The organism is Ornithinimicrobium sp. F0845 (genome assembly GCF_023015765.1).
Classification (GTDB): domain Bacteria; phylum Actinomycetota; class Actinomycetes; order Actinomycetales; family Dermatophilaceae; genus Ornithinicoccus.
Genome location: NZ_JALKAL010000002.1, coordinates 37,190 through 55,645, shown reverse-complemented (window position 1 = coordinate 55,645; position 18,456 = coordinate 37,190). Strand labels below are relative to the sequence as shown.

The 18,456-nt window shown below is 70.9% G+C and carries 17 protein-coding genes; 10 read left to right on the top strand and 7 right to left on the bottom strand.

Annotation, left to right across the window (positions count from 1 at the left end; translation table 11 throughout):
* Positions 1 to 34 precede the first annotated feature (34 nt).
* The 4 genes from lepA (at position 35) to MWU75_RS19785 (ending at position 6,057) form a co-directional block, all read left to right on the top strand.
* Entirely contained in the window at positions 35 to 1,906 is a 1,872-nt protein-coding gene (lepA, locus tag MWU75_RS03500) for a translation elongation factor 4 (RefSeq protein ID WP_247088198.1), read from the top strand.
* Positions 1,903 to 2,655 (top strand): tRNA (guanosine(46)-N7)-methyltransferase TrmB, encoded by a 753-nt coding sequence (gene trmB / locus MWU75_RS03495; RefSeq protein WP_247088196.1) that lies wholly within the window; start codon positions 1,903 to 1,905, stop codon positions 2,653 to 2,655. Before lepA ends, trmB begins: the two co-directional genes overlap by 4 nt.
* Positions 2,656 to 2,811: 156 nt before the next feature.
* Entirely contained in the window at positions 2,812 to 2,961 is a 150-nt protein-coding gene (locus MWU75_RS03490) for a hypothetical protein (protein WP_247088195.1), read from the top strand.
* A gap of 27 nt (positions 2,962 to 2,988) precedes the next feature.
* Positions 2,989 to 6,057, top strand: a complete 3,069-nt coding sequence (locus MWU75_RS19785; RefSeq protein WP_348647728.1) for an AAA family ATPase — start codon at positions 2,989 to 2,991, stop codon at positions 6,055 to 6,057.
* A 258-nt stretch (positions 6,058 to 6,315) separates the two neighbouring features.
* Here the strand turns inward: MWU75_RS19785 and MWU75_RS03475 are convergent, their stop codons facing one another.
* From MWU75_RS03475 to MWU75_RS03455, 5 genes are read right to left on the bottom strand one after another with little or no spacing between them, the layout of a single operon-like run.
* A complete protein-coding gene (locus MWU75_RS03475) occupies positions 6,316 to 7,116 on the bottom strand; it encodes an ABC transporter permease (protein WP_247088194.1) in 801 nt (266 codons plus the stop codon).
* Positions 7,113 to 8,135: an ABC transporter ATP-binding protein gene (locus MWU75_RS03470; RefSeq protein ID WP_247088193.1), complete on the bottom strand. Its 1,023-nt coding sequence runs from the start codon at positions 8,133 to 8,135 to the stop codon at positions 7,113 to 7,115. The genes MWU75_RS03475 and MWU75_RS03470 overlap by 4 nt, the downstream gene beginning before the upstream one ends.
* A gap of 2 nt (positions 8,136 to 8,137) precedes the next feature.
* Positions 8,138 to 8,890, bottom strand: coding sequence for a hypothetical protein (locus MWU75_RS03465; protein ID WP_247088192.1), 753 nt, complete (start codon positions 8,888 to 8,890; stop codon positions 8,138 to 8,140).
* On the bottom strand, positions 8,887 to 9,774 hold the full coding sequence (locus tag MWU75_RS03460) for an ABC transporter ATP-binding protein (RefSeq protein WP_247088191.1): 888 nt from the start codon (positions 9,772 to 9,774) through the stop codon (positions 8,887 to 8,889). The genes MWU75_RS03465 and MWU75_RS03460 overlap by 4 nt, the downstream gene beginning before the upstream one ends.
* Positions 9,771 to 10,166 (bottom strand): GntR family transcriptional regulator, encoded by a 396-nt coding sequence (locus tag MWU75_RS03455; RefSeq protein ID WP_247088190.1) that lies wholly within the window; start codon positions 10,164 to 10,166, stop codon positions 9,771 to 9,773. Before MWU75_RS03455 ends, MWU75_RS03460 begins: the two co-directional genes overlap by 4 nt.
* A gap of 177 nt (positions 10,167 to 10,343) precedes the next feature.
* Here MWU75_RS03455 and MWU75_RS03450 point away from each other — a divergent pair, with 177 nt between their 5' ends.
* On the top strand, positions 10,344 to 10,622 hold the full coding sequence (locus tag MWU75_RS03450) for a hypothetical protein (protein ID WP_247088189.1): 279 nt from the start codon (positions 10,344 to 10,346) through the stop codon (positions 10,620 to 10,622).
* Between the two features lie 79 nt (positions 10,623 to 10,701).
* The gene (gene hemW, locus MWU75_RS03445; RefSeq protein WP_247088187.1) at positions 10,702 to 11,925 is read left to right on the top strand and encodes a radical SAM family heme chaperone HemW; all 1,224 of its coding nucleotides are present in this window, start codon (positions 10,702 to 10,704) and stop codon (positions 11,923 to 11,925) included.
* Between the two features lie 53 nt (positions 11,926 to 11,978).
* Here hemW and MWU75_RS03440 read toward each other — a convergent pair whose 3' ends face one another.
* Together MWU75_RS03440 and MWU75_RS03435 are read right to left on the bottom strand one after the other, a co-directional pair.
* Positions 11,979 to 12,542, bottom strand: coding sequence for a DUF4870 domain-containing protein (locus tag MWU75_RS03440; protein WP_247088185.1), 564 nt, complete (start codon positions 12,540 to 12,542; stop codon positions 11,979 to 11,981).
* A 1-nt stretch (position 12,543) separates the two neighbouring features.
* Positions 12,544 to 13,422, bottom strand: coding sequence for a DUF3097 family protein (locus MWU75_RS03435; protein WP_247088184.1), 879 nt, complete (start codon positions 13,420 to 13,422; stop codon positions 12,544 to 12,546).
* 686 nt (positions 13,423 to 14,108) lie between these two features.
* Here MWU75_RS03435 and hrcA point away from each other — a divergent pair.
* From hrcA to MWU75_RS03415, 4 genes are read left to right on the top strand one after another with little or no spacing between them, the layout of a single operon-like run.
* Positions 14,109 to 15,137, top strand: coding sequence for a heat-inducible transcriptional repressor HrcA (gene hrcA, locus MWU75_RS03430; RefSeq protein ID WP_247088183.1), 1,029 nt, complete (start codon positions 14,109 to 14,111; stop codon positions 15,135 to 15,137).
* An 11-nt stretch (positions 15,138 to 15,148) separates the two neighbouring features.
* Positions 15,149 to 16,273 carry a molecular chaperone DnaJ gene (dnaJ, locus tag MWU75_RS03425; protein WP_247088181.1) on the top strand — a complete coding sequence of 375 codons (1,125 nt, stop codon included), beginning with the start codon at positions 15,149 to 15,151 and terminating at the stop codon, positions 16,271 to 16,273.
* Positions 16,270 to 17,013: a 16S rRNA (uracil(1498)-N(3))-methyltransferase gene (locus MWU75_RS03420; protein ID WP_247088180.1), complete on the top strand. Its 744-nt coding sequence runs from the start codon at positions 16,270 to 16,272 to the stop codon at positions 17,011 to 17,013. Before dnaJ ends, MWU75_RS03420 begins: the two co-directional genes overlap by 4 nt.
* Entirely contained in the window at positions 17,004 to 18,368 is a 1,365-nt protein-coding gene (locus MWU75_RS03415) for an MFS transporter (protein WP_247088178.1), read from the top strand. Before MWU75_RS03420 ends, MWU75_RS03415 begins: the two co-directional genes overlap by 10 nt.
* The last annotated feature ends 88 nt before the right edge of the window (positions 18,369 to 18,456 follow it).

Sequence of the window (18,456 nt, the reverse complement as noted above, 5' to 3'; positions counted from 1 at the left end):
ACAACTGTCCCGACGACCCCGAGGTTCTCCCAGCGTGTCACCGATCGCCCACTCCGCGCCGCAGCCTCATGCGACGCCGCCGGAGCTGATCCGCAACTTCTGCATCATCGCGCACATCGACCACGGCAAGTCGACCCTGGCCGACCGGATGCTCCAGGAGACCGGCGTCGTCGAGCAGCGCCTGATGCGCGCGCAGTACCTCGACCGGATGGACATCGAGCGCGAGCGCGGCATCACCATCAAGTCCCAGGCCGTGCGGCTGCCCTGGGCGGTGACCGACGAGCACGGTCGCGAGACGGCGCACATCCTCAACATGATCGACACCCCGGGCCACGTCGACTTCACCTACGAGGTGAGCCGCTCGCTGGCCGCGTGCGAGGGCGCGGTCCTGCTGGTCGACGCCGCGCAGGGCATCGAGGCGCAGACCCTGGCCAACCTCTACCTGGCCATGGAGAACGACCTGACGATCATCCCGGTGCTCAACAAGATCGACCTGCCGGCGGCCCAGCCGGAGAAGTATGCCGAGGAGCTGGCCGGGCTGATCGGGTGCGAGCCCGAGGACGTCCTGCGGGTGTCGGGCAAGACGGGCATGGGCGTCACCGAGCTGCTCGACACCATCGTGCGGCAACTGCCTCCGCCGGTCGGGGACGCCGACGCCCCCGCTCGGGCGATGATCTTCGACTCGGTCTATGACACCTACCGCGGCGTGGTGACCTACGTCCGGGTCGTCGACGGCAATCTCACCCCGCGCGAGAAGATCTCGATGATGTCGACGCGGGCGGCCCACGAGCTGCTCGAGATCGGCGTCAGCTCTCCGGAGCCGGCGCCCTCCAAGGGCCTGGGGGTCGGGGAAGTGGGCTACCTGATCACCGGGGTGAAGGACGTGCGCCAGTCCCGCGTGGGTGACACCGTCACCAACGCGGTCAAGCCGGCGACCGAGCCACTGGGCGGCTACAAGGACCCGAAGCCGATGGTCTTCTCGGGGCTCTACCCGATCGACGGCTCGGACTATCCGATCCTGCGCGACGCCCTGGACAAGCTGAAGCTCAACGATGCGGCGCTGGTATACGAGCCGGAGACCTCGGCGGCCCTGGGTTTCGGTTTCCGGGTCGGCTTCCTGGGGATGCTGCACCTGGAGATCGTCCGGGAGCGGCTGGAGCGGGAGAACGACCTGGACCTCATCTCCACCCTGCCCAACGTGGTCTACGAGGTGACCATGGAGGACGGCAAGCAGATCGAGGTGACCAACCCCAGCGAGTTCCCCGGCGGCAAGGTGGCCACCATCACCGAGCCGGTCGTGCGGGCCACGATCCTGGCACCCAGCGAGTACATCGGCAGCATCATGGAGCTCTGCCAGAGCCGGCGCGGCACGCTGCGCGGGATGGACTACCTGTCACCGGAGCGCGTCGAGATGCGCTACACCCTCCCCCTGGCCGAGATCGTCTTCGACTTCTTCGACGCCCTGAAGTCCCGCACCAAGGGCTACGCGTCCCTGGACTACGAGCCCGACGGCGAGCAGGAGGCCGACCTGGTCAAGGTCGACATCCTCCTGCAGGGCGACGCGGTCGACGCGTTCAGCGCGATCGTGCACCGCGACAAGGCCTACGCCTACGGCGTGATGATGGCCGGCAAGCTCAAGGAGCTGATCCCGCGCCAGCAGTTCGAGGTGCCGATCCAGGCCGCGATCGGTGCCCGCATCATCGCGCGCGAGAACATCCGCGCCATCCGCAAGGACGTGCTCGCCAAGTGCTACGGCGGTGACATCAGCCGCAAGCGCAAGCTGCTGGAGAAGCAGAAGGAGGGCAAGAAGCGGATGAAGATGGTCGGCTCGGTGGAGGTGCCCCAGGAGGCGTTCATCGCCGCCCTGTCCCAGGACGGCGGTGCCGGCGAGAAGGCCAAGAAGTGAGCGCAGTGACCGACGGGTCGGACCGGGAGGCGTCTGGACCCGAGGGCGGCGCCCCCGCCGGCTACCTGTCCCGGACCCGGTCGTTCACCCGCCGCGGCGGGCGGATGCCCCCGCGGCACCAGCAGGCCTACGACCAGCTCGCCCCGCGCTACGTGATCGACGTCCCCCGGGAGGGGGGTTCGACGACTGTTGCCCCGGCATACTGCCTGGACCCCGCCGTCGCCTTCGGGCGGGTGGCGCCGCTGGTCGTCGAGGTCGGCCCCGGGTCCGGCGACGCGCTGATCGCGGGGGCGAGGGCACGGCCGGACACCGACTTCCTGGCGCTGGAGGTGTGGCGCCCCGGGATCGGCCAGTGCCTGTCCCGGATGATCGAGGATCCGCTGCCCAACGTCCGGTTCGTCGAGGCGGACGCCGAGGTCGCGCTGGCCACCATGCTGATGCCGGGCTCGGTCGAGGAGGTCTGGACCTACTTCCCGGACCCGTGGCCCAAGCGCAAGCAGCAGCACCGCCGGATCGTCGGCCCCGAGTTCGCCGACACGGTGCGCCGCGTGCTCCGGGTCGGCGGGCTGTGGCGGCTGGCGACCGACATCGACGGCTACGCCACCCACATGCGGAAGGTGCTCGACGCTCACGAGGGCTTTGAGCTGGTCTCCACCGAGCGCGCACCGCTGCGACCGGTCACCCGGTTCGAGCGCAAGGGGGCCGCCGTCGGGCGGAGCATCACCGATCTGGCCTATCGGCGCCTCTGAGGGCCCTCTGAGGTAGCCGGGACCTGCACGAACACCCCGTCTGAGGTAGTGGCGCCGGTGGAGATACGGAGTTCCTCCGATGTGCTGGCCTACCTCAGCAACCGACTCTGGATACATCGGGTTCACCTGGACCCCTGACCAGATCGGAGCAACACCATGTTTACCACCCACTCGCCCTACCTGAGCAGCGAGATCGAGTACCGCCGCGAGGAGCTGCGGCGTGCCTGGGGCCGGCCCGCGCGGCCGCGCCACAAGGTCGTCCGGCCCACCACGCCGGGCAGCACACGCGTGGCGATCGCGCGCTGACCCCCGGGGCCAGCGATGATGGAGGACGTGTCCACCCCACGTACGCAGACCCCGCTCGTCGGACGAGCGCGCGAGATCGACCACCTGACGGCGGCAGCCGGCATCGGGAGCGACCCGGTGTCGGCTGCTGTCGTGCTCGGCGGGGACGCCGGGGTCGGCAAGACGCGACTGCTCTCCGAGCTGGGGGCGCGGGCGGAGCGGGCGGGGTGGACGGTCCTCGTGGGGCACTGCCTGGACTTCGGCGACAGCTCCCTGCCCTACCTGCCGTTCACCGAGCTCTTCGGGCGCCTGGCCAGCGCGGCCCCGGAGCGCTCCGCGGTGCTGGCCGAGTCACGACCGGCCATCAACCGGTTGCAGCCGGGCCGGCGCATGCGCAGCGGCAGTATGCCGGGGGAACGGGGCGGCTCGGCCGCCGGGGGCGGCGCGGGGTCGGCCGGGGGTGCGGTGCCGGTCGGGGGCGGTCCAGGGCTGGCCGGGCGCGGCATGGGCCCGGTCGGGGACGAGCCGGACGAGGGGATGGCGCGCGGAGAGCTCTTCGAGGCGGTCCACGGCACGCTGGAGGAGCTCGGGGACGACGCTCCGCTACTCGTGGTCGTCGAGGACGCGCACTGGGCGGACCGCTCGACCCGCGACATGATCTCCTTCCTGTTCGGACGTGGGTTCCGCAGTCCGGTGAGCGTGGTCGTGTCCTATCGCAGCGATGACCTGCACCGGCGACACCCGCTGCGCGGTGCCGTCACCGAGTGGGGACGCATCCCGGGGGTGGAGCGCCTCCACCTGGATGCGCTCGCTGATGCCGACGTGCGCCGGTTGGTGAGGTCCGTGCACGAGGCGCTGACCACGGGCACGGACCTGCCCGAGGAGCGGGTGCGTGAGATCGTGCGACGCGCCGAGGGCAACGCCTTCTTCGCCGAGGAACTGCTCGACGCCAGCGAGCTGGACCGTGAAACCTTGCCGGCCGATCTGGCCGATCTCCTGCTGCTGCGGCTCGACCGGCTCGACGACGCGGCCCAGACGATGGTGCGAGCGGCAGCGGTCGCCGGCCGCCGGGTCGGCCACGACCTGCTGGCCGCCGTCGTCGACCAGACCGACAGCGAGCTTGACGCCGCACTGCGGGCCGCGGTCGAGGCGAACGTCCTGGTGCCGGACGGGTCGCACTACGCATTCCGGCACGCCCTGCTGGCCGAGGCCGTCTATGACGACCTCCTGCCGGGGGAGCGCAGCCGCCTGCACCGGGCCTACGTGGCTGCCCTCAGGTCGGGCAACGGTCTCGGCTCCTCGGCCGAGCTGGCTCGTCATGCCCGGGCGGCGCACGACCTGGCGACCGCCGTCACCGCCAGCATCGAGGCGGGGGACGACGCGATGCAGGTCGGTGGGCCGGACGAGGCGGCTGAGCACTACGAGCTGGCGCTGCAGCTGCTTGAGGACCCGGCCGTCGCCGCACAGGTCGACGTCGACCGGGTGCACCTGACCGTGCGCACCGGCGAGGCCCTGCTGGAGTCGGGTCACACCGAGCGCTCTACGGCGCTCCTGCGCTCCGCCCTGGCACGGGCTGACGCACCCGCCGGTGGGGACGACCGCGTCGCCCTGCTGCTCGGCTTCGCGCGCGCGGCGATGATGAGCGAGGAGGATCCTGAGACCGCGGTGGCCGCCACCACCGAGGCTCTCGACCTCGTCGGGCCCGAGACCCGGGCGATCCGGGCCACGGCGTTGGCCCAGCACGCACGATCGCACATCGGCAAGGACCGGTTCGCGGACGCGGTCCGGTTCGCGCAGGCTGCCCTCGACCTGGCCGACGAGCTCAACCTGCCGGGCACCGCCGTAGACGCGGCGACCACCCTGGCCAGGTTGCAGGAGTTCCTCGGCGACCCGGAGGCCTCGGTCGAGGCGCTCACCGAGATCGTGGCGCAGGCCCGCGAGGGCGGCGAGCCCGCGGCGCTGCTGCGGGGGCTGCACCAGCTCGGCGGTGCGCAGCTGGAGGTCGGCAACGTCACCGCAGCCCGAGCCGCCTACGAGGAGGCCACCGCGCTGGCCCGGAGCACAAGCCGTGCCTGGGCGCCCTACGGGTTCGACGCCCGGGTGCTGGCCGGCATCACGGCCTACATGCTGGGCGACTGGGTGGGCGCCGAGCGCACCGCCAGCACCAAGGGGCAGACGGTGCCACCGGCCCACCGCCTGGTGCTCGCCGCCCTGCGGTTGATGGTCGCTGCGGGCCGGGGGGACCCGGCGACCATCAACCTCGTCGAGCACTCCCGCACCTCGTGGTCTGAGGAGGGGTTCGTGGCCATCATGGCCGCCGGTGCGGGGATCGACGCCTATGGTGACGATGGCCAGCTGGACCGCGCGGCCGAGGTCTACGACGAGGTCGTGTCCATCGTCAGTGCGCTCTGGAACGTGCCGCGCTTCTTCGGCCAGGTGCGACTGGCCGGCCTGCTGCTGGGGCAGATGGGCACCAACATCGCCTCGGTGCCCCAGGCTGATCGGGAGGCACTGGTGGCGCGGGCCGACCGGATCCGTGCGGACGCCGACGAGACGGTGGCCTCGCGCGCGGATGCCCAGCGCCCGATGGGTCCGGAGGGACAGGCCTGGCACCACCGGGTGCAGGCCGAGCTCCTCCGGCTGCGCTGGCTCACCGGGATCGACGCCCCTGACGAAGGGGAGCTGCGGGCGGCGTGGGAGCGGGCGATCGACTCCTTCGTCGTTCTGGGCCACGAGTTCGAGATTGCCCGCTCACGGGCTCGGTTGGCGGCGGTCCTGCGTGCGCAGCGCGACACCGCGGCCGCCCACGAGATGGTCGCCCTCGCCCGCGGCACAGCCACGGATCTGGGTGCCCTGCCGCTGCTGGCCGAGCTCTCGCAGCTCGACCCGTCCGCGGCCGCCCCCGCCGAGACCGTCGCCGGCGAGCCGGACCTGACGCCCCGCGAGCGGGAGGTGCTCACTCTGGTAGCCCAGGGCCGGACCAACGGGCAGATCGGCAAGCAGCTGTTCATCAGCACCAAGACCGTCAGCGTCCACGTGAGCAACATCCTGGCCAAGCTCGGCGCGACCGGCCGCACCGAGGCCGCGGCCCTGGCGCGCGCACGGGGCTTGTTGTAGGACCCGTCCCCACCCCGTGCGCGGGCCCTGGCGCGCGCACGGGGCCTGCTGTAGGACCCGTCCCACCCCGTGCGCTCTGGGAGCCGGCACCCGTGCGCTCGGCCGGCAGTTCAGCTCGAGACTTCAGTCCCGTCGTTTCGCCCAACCTGCGATGCGTGGGCCCTGAGGCAGGACCGTCGGAACGCCAAGCGCATCGCAGGTTTGACGAAACGTGCGGGGTGGGCGCATCGCAGGTTTGACGAAACGTGCAGGGTGGGGTCAGGTCTCCCAGGTGAACGTGCGGGCCGCCAGGACGAACATCACCACGGCCCAGACGGCCATGACGACCAGCTGGAGCCACGGCATACCGAGTCCGAACCAGGCGTCGTTCATCGCCTGCGAGGCGGCGCCGAGCGGGGTGTAGGTGGCGACCTTCTCGACCGCGTCCGGCATCAGCGGGCCGGGAGTCCACAGCCCGGCCACGAAGAGCATCGGGAAGTAGATCAGCATCCCGATGCCGGAGGCGGTCGAGCCCTTGGGGGCCAGGCCACCGATGAGCACGCCGATGCTGAACATCGCGGCGACCGCCAGCAGGAAGACCACCAGGGCCAACAGCGAGTTCTGCGGCATGGGAGTCCCGAAGACGACAGAGGCGATGAGCAGGGCGAGCGCGCCACCGACCGCGACCCCGGCGAATTGCACGAGAATCTGCGCGAACAGGACGCCCTGTGGTCGCATCGGGGTCGTGGCCATGCGGCGCAGAACCCCGGTCTCGCGGTAGCCGGCCAGGTAGGCCGCCACGGTGGTCAGGCCTCCGGTCGCGGCCGCCACGCAGAGCATCAGGGGCGCGAAGAGGTCGATCGCCCGCAGGCCGAGCCAGGGCTCGGGCAGGTCGGTGATCGGCTCGCGCATCCCGGGAATGGCGTAGCCCATGCCGATGAGCAGGACGGTCGGGAAGAACACGACGAAGAACAGGTTGCCGGGGTCGCGCAGGAAGAGCTTGGCCTCGGCGCCGATGAGTGCCGAGAGGCCGCGGGTCCCGGTGCGGCTTCGTGGTGGGGTCAGGGTGGCGGTGGTCATGTCGGGTCCTCCTCGGACGGGTGGCCCACGAGGGCGACGAAAGCGTCCTCCAGGCTGGGGCTGATGGTCTGCACCTCGTCGGGCACGATGCCCTGGGAGTGCAGCGCGATGATGACGTCGGGCAGCACAGTCGGGCCGCCGGTGATCTCGAGCAGGGTGCCCGAGTCGGTCCGGCGCTGCGCGGGCGTGATCGTGGTGGTGGCGTCGGTGCTGGTCACGCTCGTGACGCTCGGCAGGCGGCGGAGGACCTCGACATCCTCCAGTGCGTCGCCCAGGCTCACCTGGAAGGTCACCCCCGTGCGGCCCTGACGGGCCAGCTCGGCCGGCGTGCCCTCCGCGACGATCCTTCCCTGGTCGATGATGATCACCCGGTCGCAGAGCCTCTCGGCCTCGTCCATGAAGTGGGTGACCAGCAGGATCGTGACGCCGCTGTCACGGACCGCCTCGATCAGGTCCCAGGTCTCCCGGCGGGCCTGCGGGTCCAGCCCGGTGGTCAGCTCGTCCAGGATCGCGACCCGGGGATTGCCGACCAGGGCCAGCGCGATCGACAGACGTTGCTTCTGGCCACCGGAGAGCTTGTCGTAGGCCGTGTGCCGCTTCTCCTGGAGGCCCAGGAGGGTGATCAGCTCGTCGGGGTCCCGGGGGTCGGCGTAGAACGAGGCGTAGAGGCGCAGGGCCTCCTCGACGCGCAGCTTGCCCGGCAGGCGGGACTCCTGGAGCTGCACGCCCAGGACCTCACGGACGGGGGCGGGGTCGCGCTGCGGGTCGAGCCCCAGCACCGAGACGGTGCCGGCAGCGGCCGTCCGCAGGCCGGCGACGGCCTCGACCGTGGTGGTCTTGCCGGCGCCGTTCTGGCCGAGGACGCCCAGGATCTCGCCGGGGCGCACCTCGAAGGAGACGTCCTGGACGGCGACCTTGTCGCCGTAGGTCTTGCGCAGGCCGCTCACCCGGACCACCGGTTCTGTGGCGGGGGAGGAGTCGGTGACTGACGGCATACTGGCGGTGGGTGTGGTGCTCATGATCAGTCCTTGCTGTCGATAGGGATGTCGCGGACGAGGACGTGGAAGGCCACGCCCGCTGCGATGAGGGTGAGGACGGCGGCGACCGTGCCCCAGGGGGCGATGTCGGCCGTCCAGCTCCACGGGTTCCACTGGACGCCCTGACCCAGCCCCAGGAGCCCGACCGCGGCCAGGGGGAGCAGGCCCAGCGGGAGGAGGAAGGTGCCCTTCCAACCACCGAGGCGGTAGTAGCTGATCCCGATGAGCGAACCGCTGACCTGGCCCGCCAGGAACAGGATCGCCAGGCCCAACGCGTAGGTCAGCACCCCACCGTTGAAGACCGGGATGCCGGACCCGTCGTTGCCGCCGTGCACCCAGCCGAGCGCGTCATAGATCTCGCGCTCCACCAGCAGGGCAGCGGTTGCGATGGCCGCGTTGAGGAGACCGACGATGAAGTTGACCGCGAGGGCGGCCTTGGTGAACGAGCTGCGCGTCATGCCGTTGGCCACGTGGATCGGCAGGTAGGTGACCGAGAGGATGATCGCGATGCTGAACGGGAACCAGAGTGCGCCGTGGTGGGTGAAGGCCACGCCCGAGGTGGTCACCTGGTCCACGTTCTGGCCGACGATGAACATGATCAACGCGACGACGGGCAGCGCGATCGCCCAGAACCAGAGCGTCAGCATGTAGACGTAGCCGGACAGCAGGTAGCTGAGCGCACTCGTCCACTGCCGGGTGCTCCTGCGGGTGGCGGGAGCAGCTGTGACGGTGGTCATGAGACCTCCTCGGTCTGCGTGTCGGTCAGGTGGATGAACAGGTCCTGCAGGGGCACGGCGCCCACCTGCAGTCCCTCGCTCGTGGCTGCTGCCAGGGCGCTCTCGTCGAGCTCGCCGAAGACCGTGGCCTGGCGGGTCGGCCCGAGGTCGCGGGTGCCCACCACCTGCAGGCCTGCGACGTGCCGGTCGACCACCGCGGTCGGTCCGGTGAGGGTCGCGCCGCGGGAGTGCAGGTCGTCGGCCTCGCCGGAGAGCAGCAGACGGCCCTCGTGCAGGATGGTCACGGTCTCGAGCATGTGCTCGATCTCGCTGATCAGGTGGCTGGAGAGCACGATCGTGCGCGGGTGCTCGGCGAACTCCCTGAGCAGCTCGTCGTAGAAGCGCTGTCGTGAGGGAGCGTCCATGCCCAGGTGGACCTCGTCGAACATCGTCAGCGGTGCCCGGCTGGCCAGTCCCACGATCGCGCCGAAGGCCGACGACTGACCGCGGGAGAGCGCCTGGGGCTTCTTCCTCGGGTTGAGGCGGAAGTCCTCCATCAGCGACTCGGCATAGGCCCGGTCGAAGCGCGGGCGAGCGCCCTCGAGGAAGTTCAGGTTGGTGGTGAGCTTCTCGTCCGTGAGCAGGTCGCCGCTCTCCCGGATCAGGCAGACGTTCTCCATCACCGGCTCGTTCTCGAACGGGTCCTGCCCGTCGACCCGCACCGTGCCCTCGCTGGCTCGTCGCAGCGACGCGAGCACGGACATCAGCGTGGTCTTGCCTGCGCCGTTGCGGCCCAGGAGTCCGTGGATCCGTCCGGGAGCAAGGTCCAGCGTGATGGCGGTGAGCGCCGGGGTCCGGCCGTAGCTGAGGCCGAGGGCCTCGGTGTGGACCGCGTAGCCGGTCATCGTCCCTCCTCCGTGTCGGTGGTCGCCGCCGGTGTGCTGTCGGCGTGCGTGGTCAGGTAGTCGGTGAGGTCTGTGATGCTGAGACCGAGGAGTCGTGCCTCGCGGATCACCGGGTCGAGCCACTCGGCGAAGAAGGCCTGGCGGCGCTCGGCGCGGAGGCGCTCGGCGGCTCCGGGGGCGACGAACATCCCCACGCCCCGCCTCTTGTAGAGAACCCCCTCATCGACGAGCTGCGCAAATGCTTTTGCGGCTGTCGCCGGGTTGATCCGGTACGTCGTGGCGTACTGCGTCGTGGACATGACCTGGTCCTCCTCCTCGAGCGCGCCGGAGAGGACCTCACCACGGATCGCCTCGGCGATCTGGTGGTAGATCGGGTCTCGACCCTCGAACATACGGGCTCCTCACTGGTTCATTACTAGACTAGTGAACCATAGAAGCAGGGAGGTTCGCAAAACTATTGTTGGGGAAAGGACGTGGTGCTCGATGAGGCACCCCGCCTCGCTGATCAGAGGGAGGGCTTCATGACAGGTAGAACGCAAGCGCGCGGGGCGGTGTCTACGGTCGGGCAGGTGGTGGCGATCCTGGTGGCCACGGTTGCCGGAGCGCTCTCCCTGTTCCTGGCCGTCTCCGTGCTGGGGTCGCTCTTCGGCGAGGCACGGATCGATCCGCACGGCTACACGTTGATCTTCGGGTCGATGATGCTGGTGCCGACCTCGGTGGTCGGGGCCTTCGCGCTGTCCTTCGTCGCACGCCGCGACCAGGTGCGGGCCCGTCGGTGGACGACGTGGAGTGCGCTGGCCTGGGTCGTCGCCGCGCTCGCGCTCGCGGGTTACGCCCTGTCCGGTTGATAGCGCCACTGGCGGGGGGCCCGCTGGCGAGATGAGGCACGAGCATGGTCGAGCGGGCCGGGCCTGAGACACTGGGAGTATGCCGTCTGCACAGCCCGTGGGTCAGCCCGTGCCCGCGGACGGCCGGCTGCCCGAGGAGGCACTTGCCGGCCTGGGGGAGCAGCCGCTGGGGATATATGTCCACGTGCCGTTCTGCCGGGTGCGGTGCGGCTACTGCGACTTCAACACCTACACGGTGCCGGAGCTGGGCGGGCACGGTGCGACGGTCGACACCTTCGCCGATGCCGCGCTCGCCGAGATCCGCCTCGCGCGACAGGTGCTGGGAGAACGGGCTCCGAAGGTGCAGACCGTGTTCGTCGGCGGCGGCACGCCGACCATGCTCCCCCCGCAGGACCTGGTCCGGGTGCTGGACGGCATACGGGGGCAGTTCGGGCTGGTCGACGGGGCCGAGGTGACGACCGAGGCCAACCCGGACACCATCACGCCAGGGGTCGCGGCCCGTCTCGCGGCGGGCGGTTTCACGCGCGTCAGCCTGGGCATGCAGTCGGTCGTGCCGCACGTGCTGGCGACCCTGGAGCGCACCCACGACCCGGCCAACATCCGGACGGCGGTGGAGGCGGTGAAGGCCGCGGGGCTGCAGGTGAGCCTCGACCTGATCTACGGCACCCCGGGGGAGTCGCTCGAGGACTGGCGCGCCAGCCTGGAGGCCGTTCTGGACCTGGAGCCGGACCACGTCTCCGCCTACGCACTCGTCGTGGAGGACGGGACCAAGCTCGCGGCGCAGGTGCGGCGCGGCAGCGTGCAGATGCCGGATGACGACGACGAGGCCGAAAAATACGAGCTGGCCGAGCGGGTGCTGGGTGGGGCGGGCTACGGCTGGTACGAGATCAGCAACTGGTCCCGCGAGGTCGAGGGCCGCTGCCGGCACAACGAGAACTACTGGCGCGGCGCCGACTGGTGGGGGATCGGGCCCGGCGCGCACAGCCATGTGGGCGGGGTGCGGTGGTGGAACGTCAAACACCCCGCGCCGTATGCCGAACGCGTCGCCTCGGGTGTCTCACCGGGGGCGGGCCGCGAGGTGCTCACCGCCGAGCAGCGCCACGACGAGGAGGTCCTGCTCGGGATCCGGCTGGTCGAGGGGCTCGACCTGTCCCTGGTGCACGGTCGTGGGCGCGCCGCCGTCGCCGGGTTGATCGCCGATGGTCTGATCGACGGTCGCGGGGCGCTGGGCGGCAGGGCGGTGCTGACCGTGCGCGGGCGGCTGCTCGCCGACACCGTCGTCCATCGGTTGCTCGAGACCTGACGGCGACGGCCCGCCGACACGGGGTCGGCGGGCCGATGCCTGGTCCCAGGCGGTCAGCTCAGGACGCGGACCTGGAACGGGTAGTTGTAGACCTCGCCCTTGGAGGCCAGCCAGGCGCCCCGTAGGTGGGAGTAGGCGGCCACGATGAAGACGATGATCCAGAGGATGATCGCGACCGGGATCAGGATGATGGTGAAGAAGCAGATCCAGCCGACGACGGCCATCAGCCAAAAGGAGATGTTGAAGTTGAAGGCGCCCGCGGCGGCCTGGCGGACCCGTGGGCTGGTGTCCTTCTTCAGCAACCACACAATGAGTGGTCCGACCATCGAGAGCCAGCCCGCGCTCAGGATGAGCGCGATCGGCGCCGACAGGTGCGCCAGGACCATCCAGGTGCGCTCGTCACCGTCAGGCTGCTGGCTCTGGTACGCCTGCTGGCTCTGGTAGGCCTGCTGGCTCTGCCAGCCGTCCTGCGGCTGTCCCTGCCAGCCACCCTGCGGCGTGGAACCGGCGGACTGAACCGGCTGGCCGCCATACTGCTGGCCGGGGTGCTGCTGCCCGGACTCGCCCGGCGGGGGCGGTGGGGGCTGACCCGGCTGCCACTGTGGGTTGTCGGTCATTTCAGTCCTCCTGGGGGACGGTGACGAAGTCGATCAGCTCCTCCACGCTGGCCAGCAGCGAGGGTTCGAGATCACTGTAGGAACGCACGGAACCCAGGATCTGTTTCCATCCTCTCGCAACATCGGCCTGGGTGCGATGGGCCCAGCCGAGCTCGGCCAGCACTGACTGCTTCCACGGGCGCCCCCGCTCGATGACCGGCCAGGCGGCCAGACCCAGCCGGGCCGGGCGCACGGACTGCCACACATCGACGTAGGGGTGGCCGAGGATCCGCACCCACCGCGACTGGGGCAGCCGCTCGGCGGCGCGGACGATCCGATCCTCCTTGGTCCCGGGGACCAGGTGGTCGACGAGCACGCCCATGCGACGATCCTTCGACGGTGCGAAGTCCCGGATTACGGCAGAGAGGTCGTCCACGCCCTCGAGCAGCTCGACGACCACGCCCTCGACCCGCAGGTCAGCACCCCAGATCTTCTCGACCAGCTCGGCATCGTGCCGGCCCTCCACGAAGATCCGGGACCCGGCCGCCACCCTGGCCGGTGCGTCGGCGACCGCGCGCGAGCCGCTGGCGGTCCGGGACGCTGCTGCGCGCGCCTGCGCCAGTGCCTGCCGCGCTGCGGCAGTCGGAGGAGTCAGTATGACGGGGCGCCCGTCGACCAGGAAGCCCGGGCCGAGCGGGAATCCCCTGCGTCGACCGTGCCGGTCCTCCAGGTGCACGACCTGCATCCCGCCGGCCTTCTCCACGGCGGTGACCGCCCCGACGTAGCCCGTCTGCACGTCCTCGACCACGAGGCCGGTCTCGGCCTCGGTCGGGACGGCCCGCCCCCCGCGCGGGGCGCGCCAGTCGCCGGACAGGACGTCGGTGCCGTATCGGTCGCTCACCGGGCAAGGGTAGGAAAGAGTGCCGTCACGGTCGGGGAGACCCGCCGACCCGGCGGGAGTCGGCCCTGGGCGGGGAGCTTCGAGGCACACTTCTTGGCAGTGCGTGGCGCGACACGCCGGGGGCGGGTGAAGTTTCCGAAGTTTTTTGCCCGGACCCCTTGTGTTCGTCACCGAACCGGGCTAGAACTGTCCTACGCACCTCGGAAACGAGGAGCTGACCGCAAGGCTTCGTCGTGGATTCGCGATCCGGGTTCGTCCCGGTGACCACCACTGGTGATGCAGTGGCGCGAGCCATCGACTCCTTGTCTGGTCGTTCGGAGCATCATGCCGGACACACCGTGGGCCCCTCGCAAACTCATACTTTGCGAGGGGCCCACACCTCATCTGTGACGGCTCTCCACAAGCCGGGGTCCCTGCAGGCTCATACCAGGCAGGGGCAACCACATCATTTGTAGCGGCACCACCGCCTCCGGACCCAACTCCGGAGGCGGCGTGTCGCGAACCTCACACCGCTTCGCGACACCGCGTGCGGAGTTGAGGTTCACACCGCTCGCGACACCGCGTGCGCCCGGGGCCTGCACGATCCTGCCCAGGCGAAGTGCTGGCGACACGACGTAGACTGGCACTCGACCCAGCAGAGTGCCAGAGTGCAGAGAGTGCCACGCCGGTGAAGGAGAGTGACGGGCATGAGCGGTGACGAGCGACGGCTCCACGTGCTGCGCGCGATCGTCCAGGACTATGTCCGCACCTCCGAGCCGGTCGGTTCCAAGGCGCTCCTCGAGCGGCACCAGCTCGGAGTGTCCGCCGCGACGGTGCGCAACGACATGTCCCAGCTCGAGGAGGAGGGACTGATCGCCGCGCCCCACACCAGCGCGGGCCGGGTGCCGACCGATGCCGGCTACCGGGTGTTCGTCGATCGTCTTGCCACGATGAAGCCGATGACCAGGGCCGAGCGCCGGGCGATCGAGGAGTTCCTCGCCGGCGCCGTCGACCTGGACGACGTCGTCGGCCGCTCCGTCCGGCTGCTGGCCTCGCTGACCAACCAGGTCGCGGTCATGCAGTACCCCTCCCTGACCAGGTCCACGGTCCGCCACATCGAGCTGGTGTCCGTGGGCGGCAGCCGCGTGATGGTCGTGCTCATCGTCAACACCGGTCGCGTCGAGCAGCGGGTGGTCGACGTTGGCCGCGACATGACGGACCAGGCGGGGGAGCAGGTGCTCCAGGACGTGCGCGCGATGCTCAACGCCGAGGCCACCGGTCAGCCGCTGCCCGACGTGCCCGCGCTCCTCCACAGCGCGATGGACCGGATGACGCCCGACAACCAGGCTGTCGCGGCGGCCGTGGTCGATTCGCTCGGGGACGCCCTCCTGGCGCAGACTGAGGAGCGCGTGGTCCTGGCCGGGACGGCCAACCTCGCGCGTGTGGTCACCGACTTCCCCCGCTCCATCGGGCCCGTGCTGGAGGCACTGGAAGAACATGTGGTGCTGTTGAAGTTGATGTCCAGCATGAGCGGTTTCCTCGATGAGGACTCCGTGGCCGTGAGCATCGGTGCGGAGAACCCCTACGAGGGTCTCCGTTCCACGTCGGTGGTCGCCACGACCTACGGCAGTGCCGGCGGCATGGGCGTGATCGGCCCGACGCGGATGGACTACCCGACGACGATGGCGTCGGTGCGGGCGGTCGCGCACTACGTGTCCGAGATCCTGGACAGCTAGAGAGGTTTTGAGTGAACGACTACTACGGTGACCTGGGTGTGTCCCGTGAGGCGACCCCGCAGGACATCAAGCGGGCCTATCACAAGCAGGCCCGCAAGCTGCACCCTGACGTGAACCCGGGCCCGGAGGCCGAGGCGCAGTTCAAGAAGGTGAGCCAGGCCTACGACGTCCTCTCCGACCCGACCAAGCGCGCGGCCTATGACCGCGGCCAGGACCCGTATGCCGGGGCGACCCAGAGCTTCGGCCAGGGTTTCAGCTTCACCGACATCATGGATGCCTTCTTCGGGGGCGCCGCCGCAGGTGGTGGCCGGGGACCCCGGTCACGCACCCAGCGGGGGCAGGACGCGCTCGTGCGCCTGGACATCGATCTGCGCACGGCGGTCTTCGGGGGCCAGGAGACGGTGGTCATCGACACCGCCACCCGCTGCGCGACGTGCTCGGGGTCGGGCAGCCAGCCGGGCACCGGCACGCGCACCTGCCCCACCTGCACGGGCCGCGGCGAGATCCAGTCCGTGCAGCGCTCCTTCCTCGGCCAGGTCATGACGACCCGTCCGTGCCCCGAGTGCCGCGGCTACGGCGAGCTGATCGAGCAGCCGTGCGTCGACTGCGCCGGCGAGGGTCGGGTGCGCGCCCGTCGCGACCTGACCCTCAAGGTGCCCGGTGGTGTCGACTCCGGCACCCGCATCCAGCTCTCCGGCGAGGGCGAGGTCGGCCCGGGTGGCGGAGCGCCCGGCGACCTCTACGTCGAGATCGCGGTGCGACCCCACGAGACGTTCCGGCGACGCGGCGACGACCTGCACTGCTCGGTCCAGGTGCCGATGACCGCCGCCGCGCTCGGCGCGACGCTCACCGTCGAGACCTTCGACGGTCCCACCGAGGTCGACCTGCGGCCGGGGAGCCAGCCACAGGACACCATCACCCTGGCGGGCCAGGGGGTCACGCACCTGCGCGGCACGGGGCGAGGCGACCTGATCGTCCACCTGGACGTGCGGGTGCCGACCAAGCTCGACGAGAGCCAGCGCGAGCTGCTGGCGCAGTTCGCGGAGTCTCGTGGCGAGTCGCGCCCGGAGGGTCGGATGGCCCCGGCCAACTCCGGTCTGTTCGGCAAGCTCAAGGAAGCCTTCTCACCGAGGTGAGCGCGCCGCTGTTCTTCGTCGCGGCCGGAACCCTGGCCGCCGTGTCGACCGGCGACCAGGTGCGCCTCGACGGACCAGAGGGTCGCCACGCCGCGACCGTCACGCGGCTCGGCACGGGCGAAGAGCTGATGGTCGCGGACGGCTCCGGCCGGACGGCCAGGGGCAGGGTCAGCTCGGTGGGCCGCGGTGCACTGGACGTGACGATCGAGCAGGTCACCGACGAGCCGCAGCCGGAGCCCCGGTTCACCCTCGTGCAGGCCCTGGCCAAGGGCGACCGCGACCTGCTGGCCATCGAGGTCGGCACGGAGCTCGGCGTGGACGAGGTCGTCCCGTGGGCGGCTGCTCGTAGCGTCGTGGTGTGGCGGGGTGAGCGTGCCGCCAAGGGCCACGCCAAGTGGGAGCGCACCGTGCAGGCCGCCACCAAACAGGCCCGCCGGGCACGGGTGCCCGCCGTGGCTGAGCTCGCAGGCCGGGCCGCTGTGGTCGAGCGGGTGCGCGCTGCGGACTTGGCCCTCGTGCTGCACGAGGAGGCCACCGAGCCACTGGCCTCCGTCGACCTGCCCGAGACCGGTGAGGTGCTCCTGATCGTGGGTCCGGAGGGCGGCATCAGCCCCGAGGAGACCGAGGCGTTCGTGGAGGCCGGCGCCCGCACCGTCCGGCTGGGCGGCACCGTGCTGCGCACCTCGACCGCCGGAGCGGCCGCGATCGCCCTGCTCAGCGGCCGGTCCCGATGGGCCTGAGCGCCGCTCCCACCGAACTGCCCGGACCGACGCTGCTCTCCCCGGAGCACCGTCCGGTCTCCATCGGCACGACGGCCCTGATCTCGCTGTTCGCGGTCGAGTACATCGCCGTCGGCACCGCCATGCCCACGGTCGCCCGGGCCCTGGACGGGCTGGGGCTCTATGCCCTCGCCTTCGGCGCGACCATCGCGGCCAGCGTCATCGGGATGATCCTCGGCGGCTGGTGGTCGGACCGGTCCGGGCCACGAACGGTCCTGGTCGCGGGGGCCACGATCTTCGCCGTGGGTCTCCTCGGCGCAGGCCTCAGCACCACCATGGAGCTGTTCGTCGCGGCCCGGGGTCTGCAGGGGCTCGGCAGCGGCATGGCCATCGTCGCGATCTATGTCGTCATCGCCCAGGGCATCCCCGACCAGCTCCGCCCCCGGATGTTCTCGCTGCTCGCCGCCGCGTGGGTGGTGCCCGGACTCGTGGGCCCGGTGCTCACCGGCTTCCTCGTCGAGCACGCGGGCTGGCGCTGGGTGTTCCTCAGCGTCATCCCGCTCGTCCTGGTCAGTATGGCGGTGCTCCTGCCGGCACTCGGCCGCACCGAGCCCAGTGAGGACGCGCCCTACCTCGGGGTGGCGACCATCCTGTGGGCCGTCGTCGCTGCGCTGAGCGTCGGGGTGCTGAACCTCGGTGGCGAGCAGATCTCGGCCCGCGACGTCCTTATCGGCGTGCCGTTCGCCATCGCCCTGGCCGTCGCCGCCTGGCGCCTGCTGCCACCGGGCACGTTCACCCTCGGCCGGGGGCTGCCGTCGGTGATCTCGGCCCGTGGGGCGATCGGCGCGTCGTTCATGGCCAGCGAGGCCTACCTGCCGCTCCTGCTGCAGGACCTGCACGGCTACAGCCCCGCCGAGGCGGGGGCCGCCCTGGCCGTCGGCGCCGTGACCTGGGCCGGCGGCTCGTGGCTGCAGGGTCGCCTCCGTGACACGGTCGATCGGGTGCGCGTGATGGTCATCGGCTGCTGCATCATCCTGGTGGGCACCGGTCTGCTGTGCGCCGCGATCGCCCTCGCGTGGCCCGGCTGGACGGTGCTGGTGATCTGGGGCATCACCCAGACGGGTGTCGGCGTGGCCTACCCCACCACGTCCCTGCTGACCATGCGGCTGTCCCCGCCCGAGGTGCTGGGTCGCAACTCATCCTCCCTGCAGGTCAGCGAGGCGCTCGCCTCGGCGGTGGCGCTCGCCGCCGTCGGCGCCGTCTTCACCGCCCTGTATGCCGGGTCGCAGCAGAGTGCGTTCCTCGCCGTGGCCGTGGCCTCGGTGCTGGCGGGCACGGCGGCGGTGGCCACGTCGGCCCGGTCCCGTCCGGCCTGAGCCGCGGTCCGGCCGGATGACGGTGGCCATGCCGGGTCGGGTCGGATGACGGTGGCCTTGCCGGGTCGGGTCGCGTCCGCCCGAGATG